A 16,018-nucleotide genomic window follows, 5' to 3' on the forward strand; every position below is an offset into this window, starting at 1 on the left:
ACCAGCGCACTTTTCTGAAACCAAAGTAGATACCGGTACAAATCAAGGCCGTTTTCCTTTGCTGGCTCAATGAAACTGTGGAACTGCGCTGGTCTGCGTACCAGCGGGCGTATTCGTATTGATAAATAGCCAATTCTTCCTGCTCATTATGAACGACTTTATGTTATGCTCGGCGCGGTTGGCACTCACTTCTAGTTGCTCGTATTCCAGATACCGGATCAGGTACGGCCACTGCTTCAGCAGATAATGGATAACTCCTCTCATTGCAGATTTCGGTGCTGCTTCCACCTGCATCTCATTTGTCTATGACTACAGTGCGTCTAAAACCGGGTTTGTCTGCTCCAACCGCTTTTTACTCCGTTCCTCTGGTGTCAGTTCCGCCAACACTTGATCTAACTTGAAAAGCCGAGTACAACATCACTTATGATGGCTGTAGGAGAAATTTTATAGTATTCAGCACTTGTCAAATTTCATTTTGGCGTGCGCCCAGTAGCCCTCTAAGACCAGCGCGGACATGGGTGGCGTAGGATATCACCCAATTTATGGGATGCAGCAAATATCACCCGTTGCTCCAATTACACCCATCTGAGGGATTACAGAAAATCCGTTTTCCTCCACCGCTTTATTCAGTGCTGCATGAAGGGCGGTTTGAATGCCCCGGACAGTCTGGGACAGACCTTCGCCGCAGAGTTCTGCCCGCAGTGGTCTGCCGCTTTTTTGAGGTTTGCATAAATCCTGAGACAGCAGAACCATTCCCGCTTGTCAATAGTCAAGATGAACGGGACCCGCCCGCCGCTGACAAGTACGAATGCTTCTGCTCGTGCGGCAGTCAAGAGGGCAAAAGCAGGGAGTGCTTTTACCCTCGATAATTCTGATTTTTCTTTACATTTGCTTGTGTGGTTTTATATCGCCGCAAGGAATTTGGGCACCACAGCACCGAAAATCAGTGTGTTTTCCAGTGTCCTAAAAGGCAAAAAATTCAGTATTCTCAAGGCTTTTCACGGTGCAACGGCTTTTTGCGGGGCGAATGCAAATACTATTTCTTATAATATCACGTTCGTGAACTTAAGAGTGAGAGCTTATCTTCCTTCTCGCCATTCCAAGCCATTCTCAGAAAGGAAACTAATATCGTCCAGAAAGGCGAATTGCAGGACAAAGGAGTTGTTGCAAAAATGTAACAAGCACGCTCTACGGAGCGATGGATAGAAAGACCAAAACGAGGGAAGCCCGCTTTTACAACCTGGACCATCGCTGCGGGCCGCCCACATCCGCATTTGGGCCACCAGTGAACTGAAAGAGTAATGAACCAAGAACTTTGCCTTGGGTGATGAACGCCTCAGGCAGGGTAGGACTACTTTCAGCATCGGCTCCTTTAAAACCGCTGGAGCGGAGGTAATTCCATTCGGACCAGTGAGCGCCGTATCTGGCAGCAGATCATTGACATCTGTGCCGGGCGCCACCGTACGGGACTTCTATACCGTGGTATAAAATAAGTTCTGCGGGCTTTTACGCCGTCACAGGGCGCGGTGGGGCAGAGATCATTTGCACCAATGCAGACCGCAGCAAGACCAATGGGCCTGACCGCCTGGAAACGTGCGCTGGATGGACGTACGATGAGCGGATATTGCAACTACATTCTGCATTGAGTATCTGATCGGGCGTCAGAGCACCTTCGCCATGTGGAAATTTGCCGCCTGTGTCAGTGCGCTTCTGGCTTTCCGCCGATAGGATATAGGATATTTTTGGGATAAGGGCACACCTCCAGACAAGCGGCCGTCGTCAAGGCAGACAAAAAGCATGATGCGTTCAACAAGACCCGGAAAAGGGTCTCCGACTCTAACAAGGAAGTGCTCAGAATGCTGGAGTCAGGAAAAGTCAGGAGAAAAATATTGACTTGATATACTTTGTGGTTTAGGATTATTATAGATAAAGTATAGTTAAAGCAATATCGTATTGTCGGAAACAGGGATCCCTGTTTCTATGTTTGCGAAGCAAACATAGAAACCATGCTGAACAAACAATGGCTTCCGGAAGCCATGCAGGAAGGAGGAAATTTGAGACGAGTACGATAAAAGAAAGAGCGGAGGAATATTTCCCGGAGATGGTAGAGATTCGCAGGGATATTCACCGCCATCCTGAGATTGGAAGAAACGAGGTAAGGACATCGGCCCTGATTCGAAAGAAGCTGGAGGAATACGGGGTTGATGCAATCGAACGGCCTGTACCAACCGCCGTTGTAGCGTTGATCCATGGAGCCAGAGGCCCGGGCCGCTGTGTGGCACTGCGCTGCGATATCGACGCATTGCCCGTGCAGGAGGAAACCGGACTGCCGTATACCAGTGAGAATCCGGGGATTATGCACGCCTGCGGCCACGATATGCATGCATCCATGATGCTGGGCGCGGCCAAGATCCTGTGCGGAATGAGAGAGCGTTTTGCGGGCTGTGTCAAGCTGATATTCCAGCATAGCGAAGATACATTACCTGGCGGCGCCAAGGAGCTTGTGGAAAAAGGCGTGCTGGAAAACCCCCATGTGGACGCGATCTATGGAATGCATGTGCTGCCGGACGCCCACCGGGCAGGACAGGTTGGGTTCCACATCGGGCCCATAACAACTTCCGTGGACCTGTTCGACTTCACCGTCTCCGGCAGAGGGGGACATGGCTCTCAGCCGCAGAATACAACGGACCCCGTGCTGGCTGCCGCCCAGATGATCGTGATGATGCAGCAGATCGTCGCCCGCCGGGTGGACCCTATGGAGATGGCAGTGTTCTCCCTGGGGAGCATCCATGGCGGCGACGCGCCCAATGTGATCCCGGCGGAGGTCAAGTTTGGCGGCGTGACTAGAGCGTATTCGGAAAGTGTGCGAAGCGTGATTAAGGAACAGGTCCAGGCAATTGCAAAAGGTATCGAGGCCGCCTCCGGAAATACAGTACATATTCACTATGCCGACGGATATCCCAGCGCTTTCAATGACAAAGAGCTGATGGATCTTGCCGCTGACGCGGTCCGAAAGGAATTGGGTGAGGACGCGGTGGTCCCCATGCCCGATCCAATGCCTTTCAGTGAGGATTTCAGCTTCTATGGAAAGCTGGGTGGTATCCCCAGCGCCTATCTGATGCTTTATGCAGGACACGAGGGAGAGCTGGCGCCCCTGCACAATCCCAAGTGTGCGGTTCGGGAGGATGTTATGCCGGCAGGCATCAGGACCTTGGTTTCTATTGCTCTGGAATTCCTGAAGTAATCAGATTTGGAAAGTTCAAAATGATTTAACCATTTAAAGCGAAAAAATTCGCGAGAAAAGGAGAATTGTTATGAATGTGCAAGAGGTCGCCGCCCAATACGGAGAGTATCTGATCGAAAAGCGCCGCTATTTCCATCAGCATCCTGAAGTCAGCACCAAGGAATATCACACCAGCAAGGCAATCAAAGAGGCGCTGGACGAGATAGGCGTTTCCTGGCGGCCCTGTGGGCTGGAGACGGGTGTGCTGGTCACCATTCAAGGCGCAAAGCCCGGCAAGACCATTTTGCTTCGCGGAGATATGGATGCCTTGACGGTTCAGGAAACCACCGGGGCGCCTTATGCGAGCAAAAACGAGGGCATTATGCATGCCTGCGGCCATGACTGCCATATTGCGATGCTCCTGACCGCCACCCGCATCCTTCATGACATGAAAGAAGAACTGTGCGGCACGGTAAAACTGGCTTTCCAGCCTGCGGAGGAGGTAGCTCTGGGTGCCAAGTCCATGGTTGAGCAGGGCGCTTTGGACGGCGTGGACGCATGTTTTGCCATTCATGTGTGGACAGATGTGAAGTCCGGCATGGTTTCTCTGGAAGCCGGCCCCCGGATGGCGTCGGCAGACGAATTCCATATCACTGTGAAGGGAAAGGGGTGCCACGGCGCACAGCCGGAGCGGGGTGTGGACGCAGCTGTTGTAACGGCTGCCATCATCAATAACCTGCAGTCCGTCGTCAGCCGGGAGATCTCGCCTATGGACCCGGCGGTCGTTACCGTAGGGACGATCCAGGCGGGCACCCGTTGGAATGTAGTGGCGGAGAACAGCTATATGACAGGAACCACCCGCTGCTTCAGCAATGAGGTGTGGGAAACCTTTGAGGAACGGATGGAAAGAGTTATCAAAGGCACAGCCGAGGCTTACCGCGCTGAGGCAGAGCTGGAGTACCTGCGTATCGTGCCGCCCACTGTCAATGATGAGGCGGTGGTTTCCATCGCCCAAAAATCCGCGGTTGCTGTCCTGGGTGAGAATTGCCTCGCATCCAATCCGGCTACCACCGGCGGCGAAGACTTCTCCTACTTCATGCAGAGGGTGCCGGGAGCAATCGCACTGCTGGGAACCGGAAACGAGGCCTGCGGAGCCGTTTGGCCAAACCATTCCGGCAATTTCTGCGTGGATGAGGCACAGCTTTTGAAGGGCGCCATGCTCTATGCGCAGGTGGCAATGGATTTCAACGCACAGTAATTGGTCAGACTCATATTGGGTGGGAGAATGCAAAACCATGAAAGGAGGCAGTTCTGCCGCCGAAATATGTGCTGAATAAGTAAAGAGGGGGAAAAGACATGTATAACTTTGCACTAGCGTTTGTGCTCTGCGCTGCAGTGTACATCATTGGCGAGGTCGTTTCCACGGCAACAAAAGCATGGATTCCATCGGTATTCGTAACTGCCGCTATCATTCTGGTGGGCTACTGGACAGTCCTTCCCACTACGCTGATCAGCGACGCCGTACTGATTCCCTTTGGCAGCACAATCGGTATCTATCTGCTGATTACGCACATGGGCACCGTGATCAGCATCAAGCAGCTGCTGGAGCAGTGGAAGACCATTGTGGTCTGCCTTGCGGGACTTGCGGGTATGTGCGTCCTGGCACTGTTCGTCTGCCCCCTGCTCATGGACCGCAGCTTTGTTGTCGCGGGACTGCCTCCTCTCACCGGAGGCATCGTGGCTGCAACGACGATGATGGAGGCGGCCAATGCTGCCGGCCTCAAGGAAGCGGCTGTGTTTGCTATCGCCATGTACTGCGTCCAGGGGTTCGCGGGGTATCCGCTTACGGCGGTCTGCCTCCAGCTGGAGGGCAAAAAGCTCCTGAAAGAATACCGGAACGGCGGTGTGTCGGTTGCCGGCGTTTCAAATGCGGTAGATGCAGTCAACGGAAAGCTGGAAACCACCGAGAGTCCGCGCAAGAAACTGCTGCCCCCCACGCCTGCCAAGTGGAATTCTGTTGTGGTGATGCTGGGCAAGCTGGGATTCGTGGCCTGGCTGGCCACACAGCTGGGAAGAGTTGTCATCCCCGGCCTGAACATGACGATCAGCGGCGCTGTGTATGCGCTGGTTCTGGGCATTATTTTCACCAGCATTGGTTTTCTGGATGAGAACGCACTGAATAAAAGCAATTCCTATGGCATTGTCATGTTCGCTCTGATGATGTATATCTTTGACGGCCTGAAGGATTGCACGCCCCAGATGCTGGGCAGCATCATCGGGCCGATGGTCATTCTGATTGTTGTCGGTGTTGCTGGCATGGCGGTATTGTGCTTCGTCAGCGCAAAAATACTGAAGATCCCGTTCCTGCTGGCCTTTGCCACCGCATTGACTGCCCTGTATGGGTTCCCGCCCAATGCAATTATCACTGAAAACACCTGCAACGCTCTGGCGGCGACCCCGGAGGAAAAGGAATATCTGATGAGCAAGATGTTCCCGCCCATGATTGTCGGCGGCTTTACCACTGTGACGATCACGTCCGTTATCATTGCAAGCGTATTTGCCAAAATGTTCTGATTGTAAAGGCCATATCATCTACAAAAGCGGGACACGAAGTGTTCCGCTTTTGTAGAATCAAATGTTGGTTGGGATCATAGAATAGGAGCGTATCGCTATGAATCGGAAACTGATTTGTCAAATATTGAATCATGAGATGATGCTGGCCACCGGCTGCACAGAGCCTGCCGCGATTGCGCTGACAGCCGCCATTGCCCGAGAGCAGTTGGATGGAGAGCTGGAGCATATCAAGGTCAGGGCCAGCGCGAATATCATCAAGAACGCGATGTCTGCGGGGATACCCGGAACGAACTATACTGGAATAAATTATGCAGCTGCTTTGGGTGCTGTGTGCGGGGCGGTGGACCGCCAGCTCCGGGTTGTGGATGACGCCCGCCCGGAAGACATTGAAAGAGCGGCCCATCTTGTGGAAAATGGATATGTGGACGTGAGAAGGGCGTTTGATCCGGACAAGCTGTATGTGGAAGTTGAACTGGTGAATAAAGAACACCAGTCCCGCGCCATTATTAAGGGAGCGCATACCAATGTGATCCTTGTGGAGCGGGACCACCAGAGGGTGGGCTGTGAGCTGCCCGGGCAGACGATGGAAACGGATATCACGCCGGAGCAGATCAGCAGGACGCTGAATATCCGGACGATCTATGAATTTGTGGAGACGATGGATCGCCGACAGGATGATTTACACATGATCCAAGAGGCCATCGAAGTCAATGGGCATATCGCGCAGCTGGGCGCAGCGGGTGATTACGGACTGAATATCGGCCATGGTATCCGGAACAATCAGGAAGCGGGGCTGATGGGGCACGATGTTGTCATGGATGCCGTAGCCATGACTGCCAGCGGGGTGGACGCCAGAATGGCGGGAGCCAATGCCCCGGTCATCACAAATTCCGGATCCGGCAATCAGGGCATTACCGCAACAGTTCCCATCTTGTCTGCCGCGAAGAGTCTTGGTATTGATGAAGAGAGAACGTTTCGCGCTGTCACGCTGAGCAACCTGATGGCGATTCATATCCACGCGGATTTCGGACCGCTCTCCGGGCTCTGCGGGGCGACCATTGCCGCTGCCGCCGCAGCCTGCGGCTTGGTGTATCTACAAGGAGGCACGCTGGAGCAGATCGGATTTGCTGTAAACAATATGTTTGGGAATGTGAGCGGAATGCTCTGTGACGGTGCCAAGGCAGACTGCGCCTTGAAGATCAGCACCTGTGTCTTTGCCGCCTTCCAATGTGCCGCTATGGCCCTTCGGAGTGAAAGCGTGAAAGCGACAGATGGAATTGTAGAAACAGACCCGGAAGAAACGATCAGAAATTTCGTGCGGCTTGGGAATGAGGGTTCCTCTAAATGTGATGATTTGATTTTGGAGATGCTTCTTCAGAAATAGGAGGACTGTTATGAACTATAAAGAACTGGCTGAACAGGCATTGGATTACATTGTGGAACAGCGCAGATGGTGCCACCAGAACCCGGAACTGAGCCTCGAGGAAGTCCAGACCACAGAGCATATTGCGGCAGAGCTTCAGAAAATGGGCTATACCGAGATCCAACGCTTCCCGGACCATACCGGATTATGTGCGATGCTGCGGGGGGGAAAGGCCGAAAAGGCGTGCAGAACTGTGGCTCTCCGGGCGGATATTGATGCCTTGCCGGTAGAGGAAAAGACAGGCCTGCCCTTTGCAAGCCGAAATAAGGGCGTCATGCATGCCTGCGGCCATGACTGCCATATCTCCATGCTTCTCGGTGCGGCAAAGATGCTGATGGAGACGAAAGACGAATTGCAAGGCAACGTCAAACTGATTTTCCAGGCTGCGGAGGAGACCTGCCACGGTGCGGAATACTATGTTGAAGCGGGTATCCTTGATGGCGTGGATGCCATTATGGGCCAGCACGTGTGGGCGACACTGGAGGAGCCATACATCAATGTGCAGGCGGGGCCCCGCATGGCCAGTGTGGATAACTTTGTAATCAAGGTAGATGGCGTTTCCGCCCATGGGACACAGCCGCATCTGGGTGTGGACGCACTTTTGGCTGCCGCAGCGATTGTCAGCAATATCCAGTCATTTGTCTCCAGAACGAACGACCCCTTAAACCCGCTGGTAGTAAATATCGGAGAGATGCACGCCGGACAGCGGTATAATATTATTGCAAACCATGCGGAACTGTTTGGAACCACCCGGACTTATAACGCAGAATTCCGTATGAAGATTGAAGCGGGGCTGCGGCGGATTGCTGAAAACACAGCCAAGGCTTTTGGCGCGACTGCCACGGTTGAATATGATTACTATGCAAACTCTCTTTATAACGATGATGAAGAGTTGAATAAAATCGCCCATGACGCAGCTGTGAAACTCTATGGGGAAGCGTGTTTGAAAGAACTTCCCCAGATGATGGGCAGTGAGGATTTTGCTTTCTTTGCCGATAAGATTCCAGCGGTGTTCGGTTTTCTTGGAACGAGAAATGAGGAACTCGGTATGACGGTGGGGAACCACAACGACCGCTATACAGTCCATGAGCCGGTGCTGCAGAGGGGGGCCGCACTGTATGCGCAGTTTGCGGCAGACTATCTGGAGCGTGGCAAATAAACTGGCAGCTGATGAATTGCGCAGGGGACATTCCGGACTCAGAAAATGCCCGGAAAGGAATATCCGCTGTACAGTAGAGGCCGGCATTCCATCGACTGGAATGCCGGCCTATCATTTTGTCATTTCAATCAAATGGTGTTCTTAATATATTCCTTATCCCAGAGCCGGGAAACTAACACTATCTTCATCGGAAGTGCTCTATTATGACTTTAGCGGGCACCAGAAGCACTCCAATAAATGCGACTGTGGTAGAAACGAGGTTGTACTCATGGAATATGGAATATGGACACTGATCCCCGTCCTGTTCGTCATTGCCTTTGCGCTGAAAACAAAGCGGACTCTGGAACCGTTGATCTTTGGAACTCTGCTGACCTATGTGATTACCAGCGCTGCACGGATCCCGTCCGAGGGAGTGTATGCACTGTCTCACATCGCCACCGACTGGATGGATGCTTTTTTCCGCGTGGCGACAGATTATTCGCACCAATGGGTCTTTTTGGTGTGCGCGTTGTTCGGCAGCCTCATTACGCTGTTGGGAGAATCCCATGGAACACTGGGATTTACAAGGGCGCTTGGAAAGCTCTGCCGGGGGCCAAGGTCCACCATGATGGTCACCTGGATCATGGGGATTCTTATTTTTGTGGATGACTATTTGAATATCATGACACTGAGCACCTGCATGAAAAAACTGACCGACCAACGCCGTGTGCCCCGGGAGGCCCTGTCTTACATCATCGATTCCACCGGCGCGCCGGTGTGTGCCATTCTGCCGTTCTCTACCTGGGCAATCTTCTTTTCCGGGCTATTTTTCACGCAGCCGGGGATTGCGGAGCTGGGCTATGGAACGGCGATAGAGACATTCTATCACGTGATCCCCTTTGCCTTTTACGCCATCGCAGCGGTTATCATCGTGCCGCTGTTTATCGTTGGCGTTGTTCCCAAGCTGGGGCGGATGCGGACCGCTTACCGCCGCCTTCAGGAGACCGGCAAGGTCTATTCGCCGGAGAGCGCACCGCTCAACGAGGAGGATGAGTCGGAATTTCAGACACAGGGCAGCCTCATGGACTTTATCCTGCCGGTGGGCGTGTTGATTATCTTGGCAATCATTTCCGGAGAGCTGTTTCTGGCCGTGGTTGCTGCGATTGCAGTGTGCTTTGTACTCTATATTCCCAGAGGCAAAATGAGCTTTTCCAGGTTCTGTGATCTGGCGATGCACGGCTTTTGCAACATGATTCCCACGGTGGCCATCATCTTCTTTGCGTTTGTCATGCAGGAGGCAATGACCGATATCGGGATTGCCGATTACATCATTACCCTGGTGCAGCCCCATGTCAATGCCGTGATCTTCCCTCTGGTGACATTTCTGGTGGTGGCGATCCTGAATTTCAGTACAGGCAGCGTGTGGGGGATTCCGGCCATCGTTGCGCCAATCCTGCTGCCGCTGGCGGAGAGCATCGGCACAAATCTGCTCCTGGTCATGGGGGCGATTGTCTCGGGCGCCACGCTCGGCAGCCATGCCTGCTTCTATTCCGATGCCACGGTATTGACATCCAGCTGCTGTAAGATCGAGAACATGGATCATGCGTTGTCTCAGATTCCGTATGCGCTGTGTGCCAGCGGAATTTCCGCTTTGGGGTATCTGGTATGCGGTGCTCTGCTGTAAAGGAGGAAGACCTATGCCGTATCATCTTTGGATGGGAAATATCGTAAATATTGCCACGGATGCCATTGTAAATGCTGCAAACACAGAACTGAAGCGTACGCCGGGGATCTGTGAGGCAATTTTCGCCGCAGCGGATAGTGCAAAGCTGGAGGAGGCTTGCCGACGTCATGGCCATTGTCCTATCGGACATTCTGTGATGACGCCGTCCTTTGGGCTGCCGGCCCGCTATATTATTCACGTGGCCGGACCTGGCTGGTTTGGAGGCGCGGAGCGAGAGCGGTTACTGCTGGCAGACTGCTACCGCCGCGCCATGACAAGGGCAGTGACCAGCGGATGCAAAAGCATTGCGTTTCCACTTATTTTTTCGGGAGAATATCACATCCCACGAGAAGAAGCAATCTATATTGCCGGCCAAGCGATTACGGACTTTATACGCCGGAGTCCTGCCTTGGATGTGGTTCTGGTCCTTTACAAGCCGGGAATCTATCTGATGGCCAAACGGATTTTGGGATGGGACGATACACACAGTTATGAAACGAGCGCCAAATGATTCTGGCGCTCGTTTTCCTGCTGGTGGGAGCGCCCCAATTCTATCTTCCGATCATGACGCCATTATTCACGGTTTGGTAGTATTACGCGTGATACGATAACGGGACAAGGTATTGATTCTATGACGAGTTGTGGGAGGGTGAGTACATAGGGGACGGACAAACAATGAATGCGCGAATTTCCCACACGATCCGGAAGCGGAGGATCCTCCGGGGAGGCTAAAAATCCTTTTTGGCTATGCGGCCGGCGTGAGCAAAACGTATGCCCTGTCGTAAGCGGCGCATCAGGCGCAGAAAGAGGGCGCTGATCTGGTGGTGGGCTATGTGGAGCCCCGCATGTAAGACCGGATACATTGTCCCTGCTGAACGGACGGGAGGTCTTGCTGAATAAGAAAAACGAATACCGCGGCATTCAACTCCGGGAGGGTTGATATTGACCAGATTCCAACTGTCCTGGTGGATGAAGCGGCGCACAACAACACCCAGGGGTGCCGGCATACCAAGCATCGGGATGTGGAGAGGCTTCTTCGGGTGGGAAAAGTCTGTCGGAAACGCCAGACCAAACAGGTCCTGCAAAATTTCTTTACCACAGGGAATATAAAGCAACTGCGCTGCAATCTGCACTTGGCGGAGCAGCAGGGGGCGCAGATTTCCATGGTGTACGGGACGGCTCCTGCGGTGCAGATCGCGGAATACGCAAGGGTCAGCGGCATGGCAAAGATCGTCATGGGCCGCATCAATCATAAGTCAGGAGCCCATCACGGGGAAAACAGCCCGGCAGACCAACTGACGGATCTGGAGGTATACATCCTTTCGAACTGTCAGCATTTATTAAGGGGCCGATTGGAGAATTGCGTGTGCCGGAAGCACATTTTTCCTGGAGAGATGCGGGCGTCATGCGGGCTTCGCTGCTGCTATCCGCAGGAAACTTGATGTGCGAAGCCCAAAACAGATGCGCACTGTCCGCTGAGAAGCAAAAAGCACCTGAAATCTTTAGATTTCAGGTGCTTTCCTGCTGTAAGTGGCGCACAGATTACAGGGCTGTATGGAGAGGCAACGGGAATTGCGTTTGCAGAGACGCTGATATCTTCAAACGTTGTACGCAGACTGCCCCGCCACGTGTCGGTGGCAGGCTTCCGGACGGCGGTTCCCTCCGCAGAGCGTCTTCCGCCCAAAAGCTGAGCCCCAGGGGGCGGCGCACGGAAAGGCAGCTTGCCCACAGCCAGGGGCATGAAAATAACTGCCGCGAGGCGTTTCCGCCGATCCCGTCTGACAAAAGACGTCAGTTTGGATCTCAATCCGGCGGAGGATCCTGTTCGCATGGCAGCTTCAGGACGAATCGGCTTCCCGCTCCCCGGGATTTTTCCACATAAACAGCGCCGCCGTGGAACTCCGCGATGGCCCGCACCAGTGCCAGTCCAAGTCCGGCACCGCCCAGCTGTCGGGAGCGGGAATCATCCACCCGGAAAAAGGGCTCGAAAATCCGCTGGCGGAGCGATTCCGGGATGCCGGGTCCCTGGTCGGCAACCACGATTTGGAACCATTCCCCATCCCGGTGGCCCGCGATGTGTACAACGCTGCCGGCCGGGCTATACTTGACGGCATTTTCCACCAGATTGCATACCGCCTGCCGGAGCAGCTCTGCATTTCCGGCCAGGGTACAGGGCGCGGCATCCACCAAAATGGTGATGCTCCGCGCTTCCGCCTGGGGGGCGGCCTGGTCCGCGGCGCTCCGGATCAGCTGGCCGGAGGAGAGCCGCTCTCCGCGGGATGCCCGCTCCAGATTGGTCAGCTCCAAGAGTTCGCTCACCATGGCGGACAAGCGGTCCACCTCCCCCTCGACAATCTGGAGCAGCTCCAGTGTGGCCTGGGGGCGGAAGTCCTGCTTTTTGCGGAACAGGCCGATTCGGGTCTTCAGGACTGCCAGCGGTGTGCGGAATTCATGGGCCGCGCTGCGGGAGAAGTTCCTCTGCATGACGAAGACCTGGTTCAGCCGCTGGGACATCTGATTGAACGCCAGGGCCAGTGCGGCCGCCTCATCCCCGCTGTCGGGGATCTCAACGGGCTGCGCCAGATCCGCAGCCGTCCGCTCCCGGATCCGGCAAGTGAGTGTGTCCAACGGAGCAAGGGCTTTTCCAACCAGCCGGTATATGAGGAACAGGCCCAACGCCAGGATGGCAACCATGGACAGCAGGCTCTGCATGTGGAACGCCCCCTGAGCCTGCTGGATCGTATCGCTGATATGCAGTTCCGCCATGGGCAGGCTGACACTGTCTTCCAGCTCTGCGCGCTGCGCCGGAAGAAGCGGCACCGCCTGAATGGCGTCGGCCATCCGGATGGCCGAAAAATTGTTAGTCACAGTGAGCAGGAGGCAGCAGAGCGTCAGCAGGGCTGCGCAGAGCAGAGTGACCCGCAGGCGCAGGGACATCGGTTTCCTCATGCCGTCTCCTCTCCGGCCAGGCGATAGCCCCGGCCTACCTTGGTCTGAATCGGATCATGGCCCAGCCGCTTCCGCAGTTTTTTCCGGAGCGAGGAGATGTGCATCCGCACGGCGTTGCTGAAGGGGTTAGCATCCGCCTCCCAGATATGCTCCATCAGCTCCTCCTGGCTGATCCAGCATCCCCGGTGAAGCATCAGATGCTCCAGGATGGCAAATTCCCGGGGCGTCAGGGGAAGGGGTTCCCCACGGCCGGAGACCTCCCGGGTCACGGTGTTTAGGGTCAGCGCGCCCACCTGTACAAGGGACTCCCGCTGACGAAATTCCCGGCGCAGCAGCGTCCGCACCCGGGCCTCCAATTCCTCCAGGGCGAACGGCTTGGTCAGGTAATCGTCCGCGCCCAGATCCAGCCCTGCCACCTTGTCTGAGAGCTGTGACCGGGCGGAAAGAATCAGCACCCGCAGCTCCGGCTGTTCCGTCCGGATGTGCCGGAGCAGCTCCAGCCCATCCATGCCTGGCAGGTTCAGATCCAGGACCACCAGATCATAGGGTTCCACAAACAGCCGCTCACAGGCCGCAGCACCATCGTAGCAGCAATCCACCGTGTATTTTTCCAGTCTCAGATCCTCCGCGATCCCGTCGCACAGGAGACGCTCATCCTCCACCACCAAAATCCGCATCCCACTCACCGCCCTTTTCCATGTGCGGCTATTATAGCACATCCAGATAAAATTTCCATCAAGACCGCCTTGACAGGAAATTTACGTTTTCCATGCTACAATGCCTCCTGTCCAAAATCCGCCGCAGGTGCGGCAAGGAGGTTTTTTATGAAGCGATGCAAGAACAAACGGAAGCTGGCCGTGCTGGGTCTGGCCGCTGCCATGGCCCTGTCCCTGGCGGCCTGCGAAGAGAAGCGGCCCAGTCAGGAGGACGTGGAACAATCCATCGAGGCTGGTACGCTTACCATCGAGGACGCCCTGGATAAGGGCTGGGTCGATCAGGCGTGGGTGGATGCCTATTATGAGGAGAACAGCGTTCCCGCCGCCAGCAAAACAGAGAGCAACATGGTGGGCGACTTTGCCACGACCACCCTGTCCGGAGAGGCGTTTACCCGGGAACAGCTGGGGGATGTGGTGTTCTTTGCCTTCCTGGATCCGGAAGCGGAGGGGACGCAGGTCTTCTATAACGCACTGGCGGAGGGATATGGGGGCGTTGCGGAGAATGGGGCGGAAATCCTGGTTTGCACCAAAAGCGGAACCGGCAGCGAGATGTTTGCCGATGCACCCTTCCCCGTCATCCTCTACAACGACTCTCTGGCAGCAGCTGTGGGCAGCAACAGAAGCATGGTGGAGGACGGGGAGATGCCAAACGTCGCCTCCTGGTATGTGAACGGAGCATTCCTCTCTGCATGGTATTCCGCCGTGGACGCAGAGGAGCTGCCTGCGTCCGCGGCCGCCTTTGTGGAGATGAGCCGGAACGCCGCGTTCCAGTCTGGGACGGCGGCAGAGGGCGGCGCCGCTATGGCGGCTATGGGCTGATATGAGAAAGATCACGATCTGTTGTCTGGCAGCCGCCCTGCTGATGATTGGACTGGGGCTGTGGCGCGGGGAAGCGGACATGGTCCTGCACAAGGGCGTCAACCTGTGTTTGGAGTGTGTGGGCATTGGCTGAAAACAAGCATCGCTGGAAGATCCAGCTGGGGGCCACGCTGGCTTCCAACCCCTTTTTGATGAACTTCCTGCATGGAAGGATCTCCAGGACCGGCCTGAAGGCCGTCTGCGTCCCCGGGCTGAATTGCTACTCCTGTCCGGCCGCGGCAGCTTCGTGCCCCATCGGGGCGCTTCAGGCGGTGATCGGCTCCTCCAAGTTCCAGTTTGCATGGTATGTGGTGGGATTCCTCATTTTCGCAGGCGCGCTGCTGGGGCGGGGGGTGTGCGGCTTTCTGTGCCCGTTCGGATGGTTCCAGGAGCTGCTTCACAAAATCCCTGCAAAAAAGTTCAGCACCAGGCGGGTCCGCATCTTGACCTATCTGAAATACGGGATTCTGGCGCTCTTCGTCATTGTCCTGCCTATGACGGTGGTCAACGAGGTGGGAATGGGCGACCCGTTCTTCTGCAAGTATATCTGCCCCGCCGGCATCCTGGAGGGCGGCATCCCGCTGGCGCTGGCCGATGCCGGCGTCCGGGCCGGCCTGGGCGGACTATTTACCTGGAAGAGCTGCATCCTGCTGGGGACAGCTCTGCTGGCGGTGTTTTTCTACCGGCCTTTCTGCAAGTGGCTGTGCCCGCTGGGGGCCTTTTACGGGCTGTGCAACAGAATTTCCATCTGCCGCCTGCAGGTGGACTCGGGCCGGTGCACCGCCTGCGGGGCGTGCAGTCATGCGTGCAGAATGGATGTGGATGTGTTCAAGACGCCCAACCATGCTGAGTGCATCCGCTGCGGGGACTGTGCGGCTGCCTGCCCCCATGGGGCCATCACCAGGGTATTTTCAATCAAAACAATACAAGAGAAGAAGGAGACTGCCACATGAAACGTGTTCTGATCCTATTGCTGTCGGCGGTACTGATGACCGCCGCATTGACCGGCTGCAGCTCCGGTGAAGAGGACGCCCTGGTGTCCAAGACACCTTTCCCGGAATTTTCCGAGGTGGACATTGCGGGCGATGAGATCTCCAGCGACATTTTCGCCGACTATGACGCCACCATCGTCAATTTCTGGAACAATGGCTGCGGTTCCTGCATCGCCGAGATGCCTGAACTGGAGGAGCTGTATCAGGATTTCAAAGAGCGAAACATCAACCTCATCGGTGTGGGTACCGACTCCGGCGAGAGCCGGGAGCAGCTGGACACGGCCCGGGAGATTTTGAAGGAAAAGGGCGTGACCTATCACAATATCTCTCCGGATCCGGAGGGCGATTTCTACAAGGACTTCGTTGCGGATATTTCCACCTATCCCACTACATATATCGTGGACGGCGAGGGAAACATCGTG

15 protein-coding genes are annotated in these 16,018 nt (G+C 55.2%); 11 read left to right on the top strand and 4 right to left on the bottom strand.

The features are described from left to right. Positions 1-66 precede the first annotated feature (66 nt). Entirely contained in the window at positions 67-294 is a 228-nt protein-coding gene (locus tag OCV80_RS16650; RefSeq protein ID WP_119311719.1) for an IS66 family transposase, read from the bottom strand. Positions 295-2,101: 1,807 nt separating this feature from the next. Between OCV80_RS16650 and OCV80_RS14500 the strand changes: the two genes are divergently transcribed. The 7 genes from OCV80_RS14500 (at position 2,102) to OCV80_RS14530 (ending at position 10,592) form a co-directional block, all read left to right on the top strand. Next, the gene (locus OCV80_RS14500) at positions 2,102-3,244 is read left to right on the top strand and encodes a M20 metallopeptidase family protein (RefSeq protein ID WP_256264663.1); all 1,143 of its coding nucleotides are present in this window, start codon (positions 2,102-2,104) and stop codon (positions 3,242-3,244) included. Positions 3,245-3,314: 70 nt separating this feature from the next. Beyond that, the gene (locus tag OCV80_RS14505; protein WP_021747961.1) at positions 3,315-4,481 is read left to right on the top strand and encodes an amidohydrolase; all 1,167 of its coding nucleotides are present in this window, start codon (positions 3,315-3,317) and stop codon (positions 4,479-4,481) included. A 98-nt stretch (positions 4,482-4,579) separates the two neighbouring features. Further along, positions 4,580-5,797 (top strand): hypothetical protein, encoded by a 1,218-nt coding sequence (locus tag OCV80_RS14510; RefSeq protein ID WP_021747960.1) that lies wholly within the window; start codon positions 4,580-4,582, stop codon positions 5,795-5,797. 139 nt (positions 5,798-5,936) lie between these two features. Further along, positions 5,937-7,181 (top strand): L-cysteine desulfidase family protein, encoded by a 1,245-nt coding sequence (locus OCV80_RS14515; RefSeq protein WP_267288517.1) that lies wholly within the window; start codon positions 5,937-5,939, stop codon positions 7,179-7,181. Between the two features lie 10 nt (positions 7,182-7,191). After that, positions 7,192-8,379: an amidohydrolase gene (locus OCV80_RS14520; RefSeq protein ID WP_119311717.1), complete on the top strand. Its 1,188-nt coding sequence runs from the start codon at positions 7,192-7,194 to the stop codon at positions 8,377-8,379. 268 nt (positions 8,380-8,647) lie between these two features. Then, positions 8,648-10,042 (top strand): Na+/H+ antiporter NhaC family protein, encoded by a 1,395-nt coding sequence (locus tag OCV80_RS14525; protein WP_021747956.1) that lies wholly within the window; start codon positions 8,648-8,650, stop codon positions 10,040-10,042. A 13-nt stretch (positions 10,043-10,055) separates the two neighbouring features. Continuing rightward, positions 10,056-10,592 carry a macro domain-containing protein gene (locus OCV80_RS14530; protein WP_025543626.1) on the top strand — a complete coding sequence of 179 codons (537 nt, stop codon included), beginning with the start codon at positions 10,056-10,058 and terminating at the stop codon, positions 10,590-10,592. 217 nt (positions 10,593-10,809) lie between these two features. Here OCV80_RS14530 and OCV80_RS14535 read toward each other — a convergent pair whose 3' ends face one another. The 3 genes from OCV80_RS14535 to OCV80_RS14545 form a co-directional block, all read right to left on the bottom strand. Further along, positions 10,810-11,334, bottom strand: coding sequence for a hypothetical protein (locus OCV80_RS14535; RefSeq protein WP_136891223.1), 525 nt, complete (start codon positions 11,332-11,334; stop codon positions 10,810-10,812). A gap of 550 nt (positions 11,335-11,884) precedes the next feature. Beyond that, the gene (locus tag OCV80_RS14540; RefSeq protein WP_267288518.1) at positions 11,885-13,030 is read right to left on the bottom strand and encodes a sensor histidine kinase; all 1,146 of its coding nucleotides are present in this window, start codon (positions 13,028-13,030) and stop codon (positions 11,885-11,887) included. After that, positions 13,027-13,707: a response regulator gene (locus OCV80_RS14545; protein WP_267288519.1), complete on the bottom strand. Its 681-nt coding sequence runs from the start codon at positions 13,705-13,707 to the stop codon at positions 13,027-13,029. Before OCV80_RS14545 ends, OCV80_RS14540 begins: the two co-directional genes overlap by 4 nt. Before the next feature lie 147 nt (positions 13,708-13,854). Between OCV80_RS14545 and OCV80_RS14550 the strand changes: the two genes are divergently transcribed. The 4 genes from OCV80_RS14550 to OCV80_RS14565 all read left to right on the top strand — a co-directional run. Then, a complete protein-coding gene (locus tag OCV80_RS14550) occupies positions 13,855-14,565 on the top strand; it encodes a hypothetical protein (protein WP_267288520.1) in 711 nt (236 codons plus the stop codon). A 1-nt stretch (position 14,566) separates the two neighbouring features. Next, entirely contained in the window at positions 14,567-14,698 is a 132-nt protein-coding gene (locus tag OCV80_RS14555; RefSeq protein WP_256264661.1) for a CD1871A family CXXC motif-containing protein, read from the top strand. Continuing rightward, positions 14,691-15,557 (top strand): 4Fe-4S binding protein, encoded by an 867-nt coding sequence (locus OCV80_RS14560; protein WP_267288521.1) that lies wholly within the window; start codon positions 14,691-14,693, stop codon positions 15,555-15,557. The genes OCV80_RS14555 and OCV80_RS14560 overlap by 8 nt, the downstream gene beginning before the upstream one ends. Further along, positions 15,554-16,018: TlpA family protein disulfide reductase (locus OCV80_RS14565; protein WP_267288522.1), on the top strand; the 465-nt coding region annotated here is incomplete at its 3' end. The genes OCV80_RS14560 and OCV80_RS14565, both read left to right, overlap by 4 nt.

This window comes from Oscillibacter acetigenes, assembly GCF_025567605.1.
GTDB classification, from domain to species: Bacteria; Bacillota; Clostridia; order Oscillospirales; family Oscillospiraceae; genus Oscillibacter; species Oscillibacter welbionis.

Coding starts and splice junctions, on each gene's coding strand:
- OCV80_RS14540 (WP_267288518.1), bottom strand. CDS start 13,030: ATGAGGAAACCGATGTCCCTGCGCCTGCGGGTCACTCTGCTCTGCGCA.
- OCV80_RS14530 (WP_025543626.1), top strand. CDS start 10,056: ATGCCGTATCATCTTTGGATGGGAAATATCGTAAATATTGCCACGGAT.
- OCV80_RS14510 (WP_021747960.1), top strand. CDS start 4,580: ATGTATAACTTTGCACTAGCGTTTGTGCTCTGCGCTGCAGTGTACATC.
- OCV80_RS14500 (WP_256264663.1), top strand. CDS start 2,102: ATGGTAGAGATTCGCAGGGATATTCACCGCCATCCTGAGATTGGAAGA.
- OCV80_RS14525 (WP_021747956.1), top strand. CDS start 8,648: ATGGAATATGGAATATGGACACTGATCCCCGTCCTGTTCGTCATTGCC.
- OCV80_RS14555 (WP_256264661.1), top strand. CDS start 14,567: ATGAGAAAGATCACGATCTGTTGTCTGGCAGCCGCCCTGCTGATGATT.
- OCV80_RS14505 (WP_021747961.1), top strand. CDS start 3,315: ATGAATGTGCAAGAGGTCGCCGCCCAATACGGAGAGTATCTGATCGAA.
- OCV80_RS14515 (WP_267288517.1), top strand. CDS start 5,937: ATGCTGGCCACCGGCTGCACAGAGCCTGCCGCGATTGCGCTGACAGCC.
- OCV80_RS14520 (WP_119311717.1), top strand. CDS start 7,192: ATGAACTATAAAGAACTGGCTGAACAGGCATTGGATTACATTGTGGAA.
- OCV80_RS14550 (WP_267288520.1), top strand. CDS start 13,855: ATGAAGCGATGCAAGAACAAACGGAAGCTGGCCGTGCTGGGTCTGGCC.
- OCV80_RS16650 (WP_119311719.1), bottom strand. CDS start 294: ATGCAGGTGGAAGCAGCACCGAAATCTGCAATGAGAGGAGTTATCCAT.
- OCV80_RS14545 (WP_267288519.1), bottom strand. CDS start 13,707: ATGCGGATTTTGGTGGTGGAGGATGAGCGTCTCCTGTGCGACGGGATC.
- OCV80_RS14535 (WP_136891223.1), bottom strand. CDS start 11,334: ATGATTGATGCGGCCCATGACGATCTTTGCCATGCCGCTGACCCTTGC.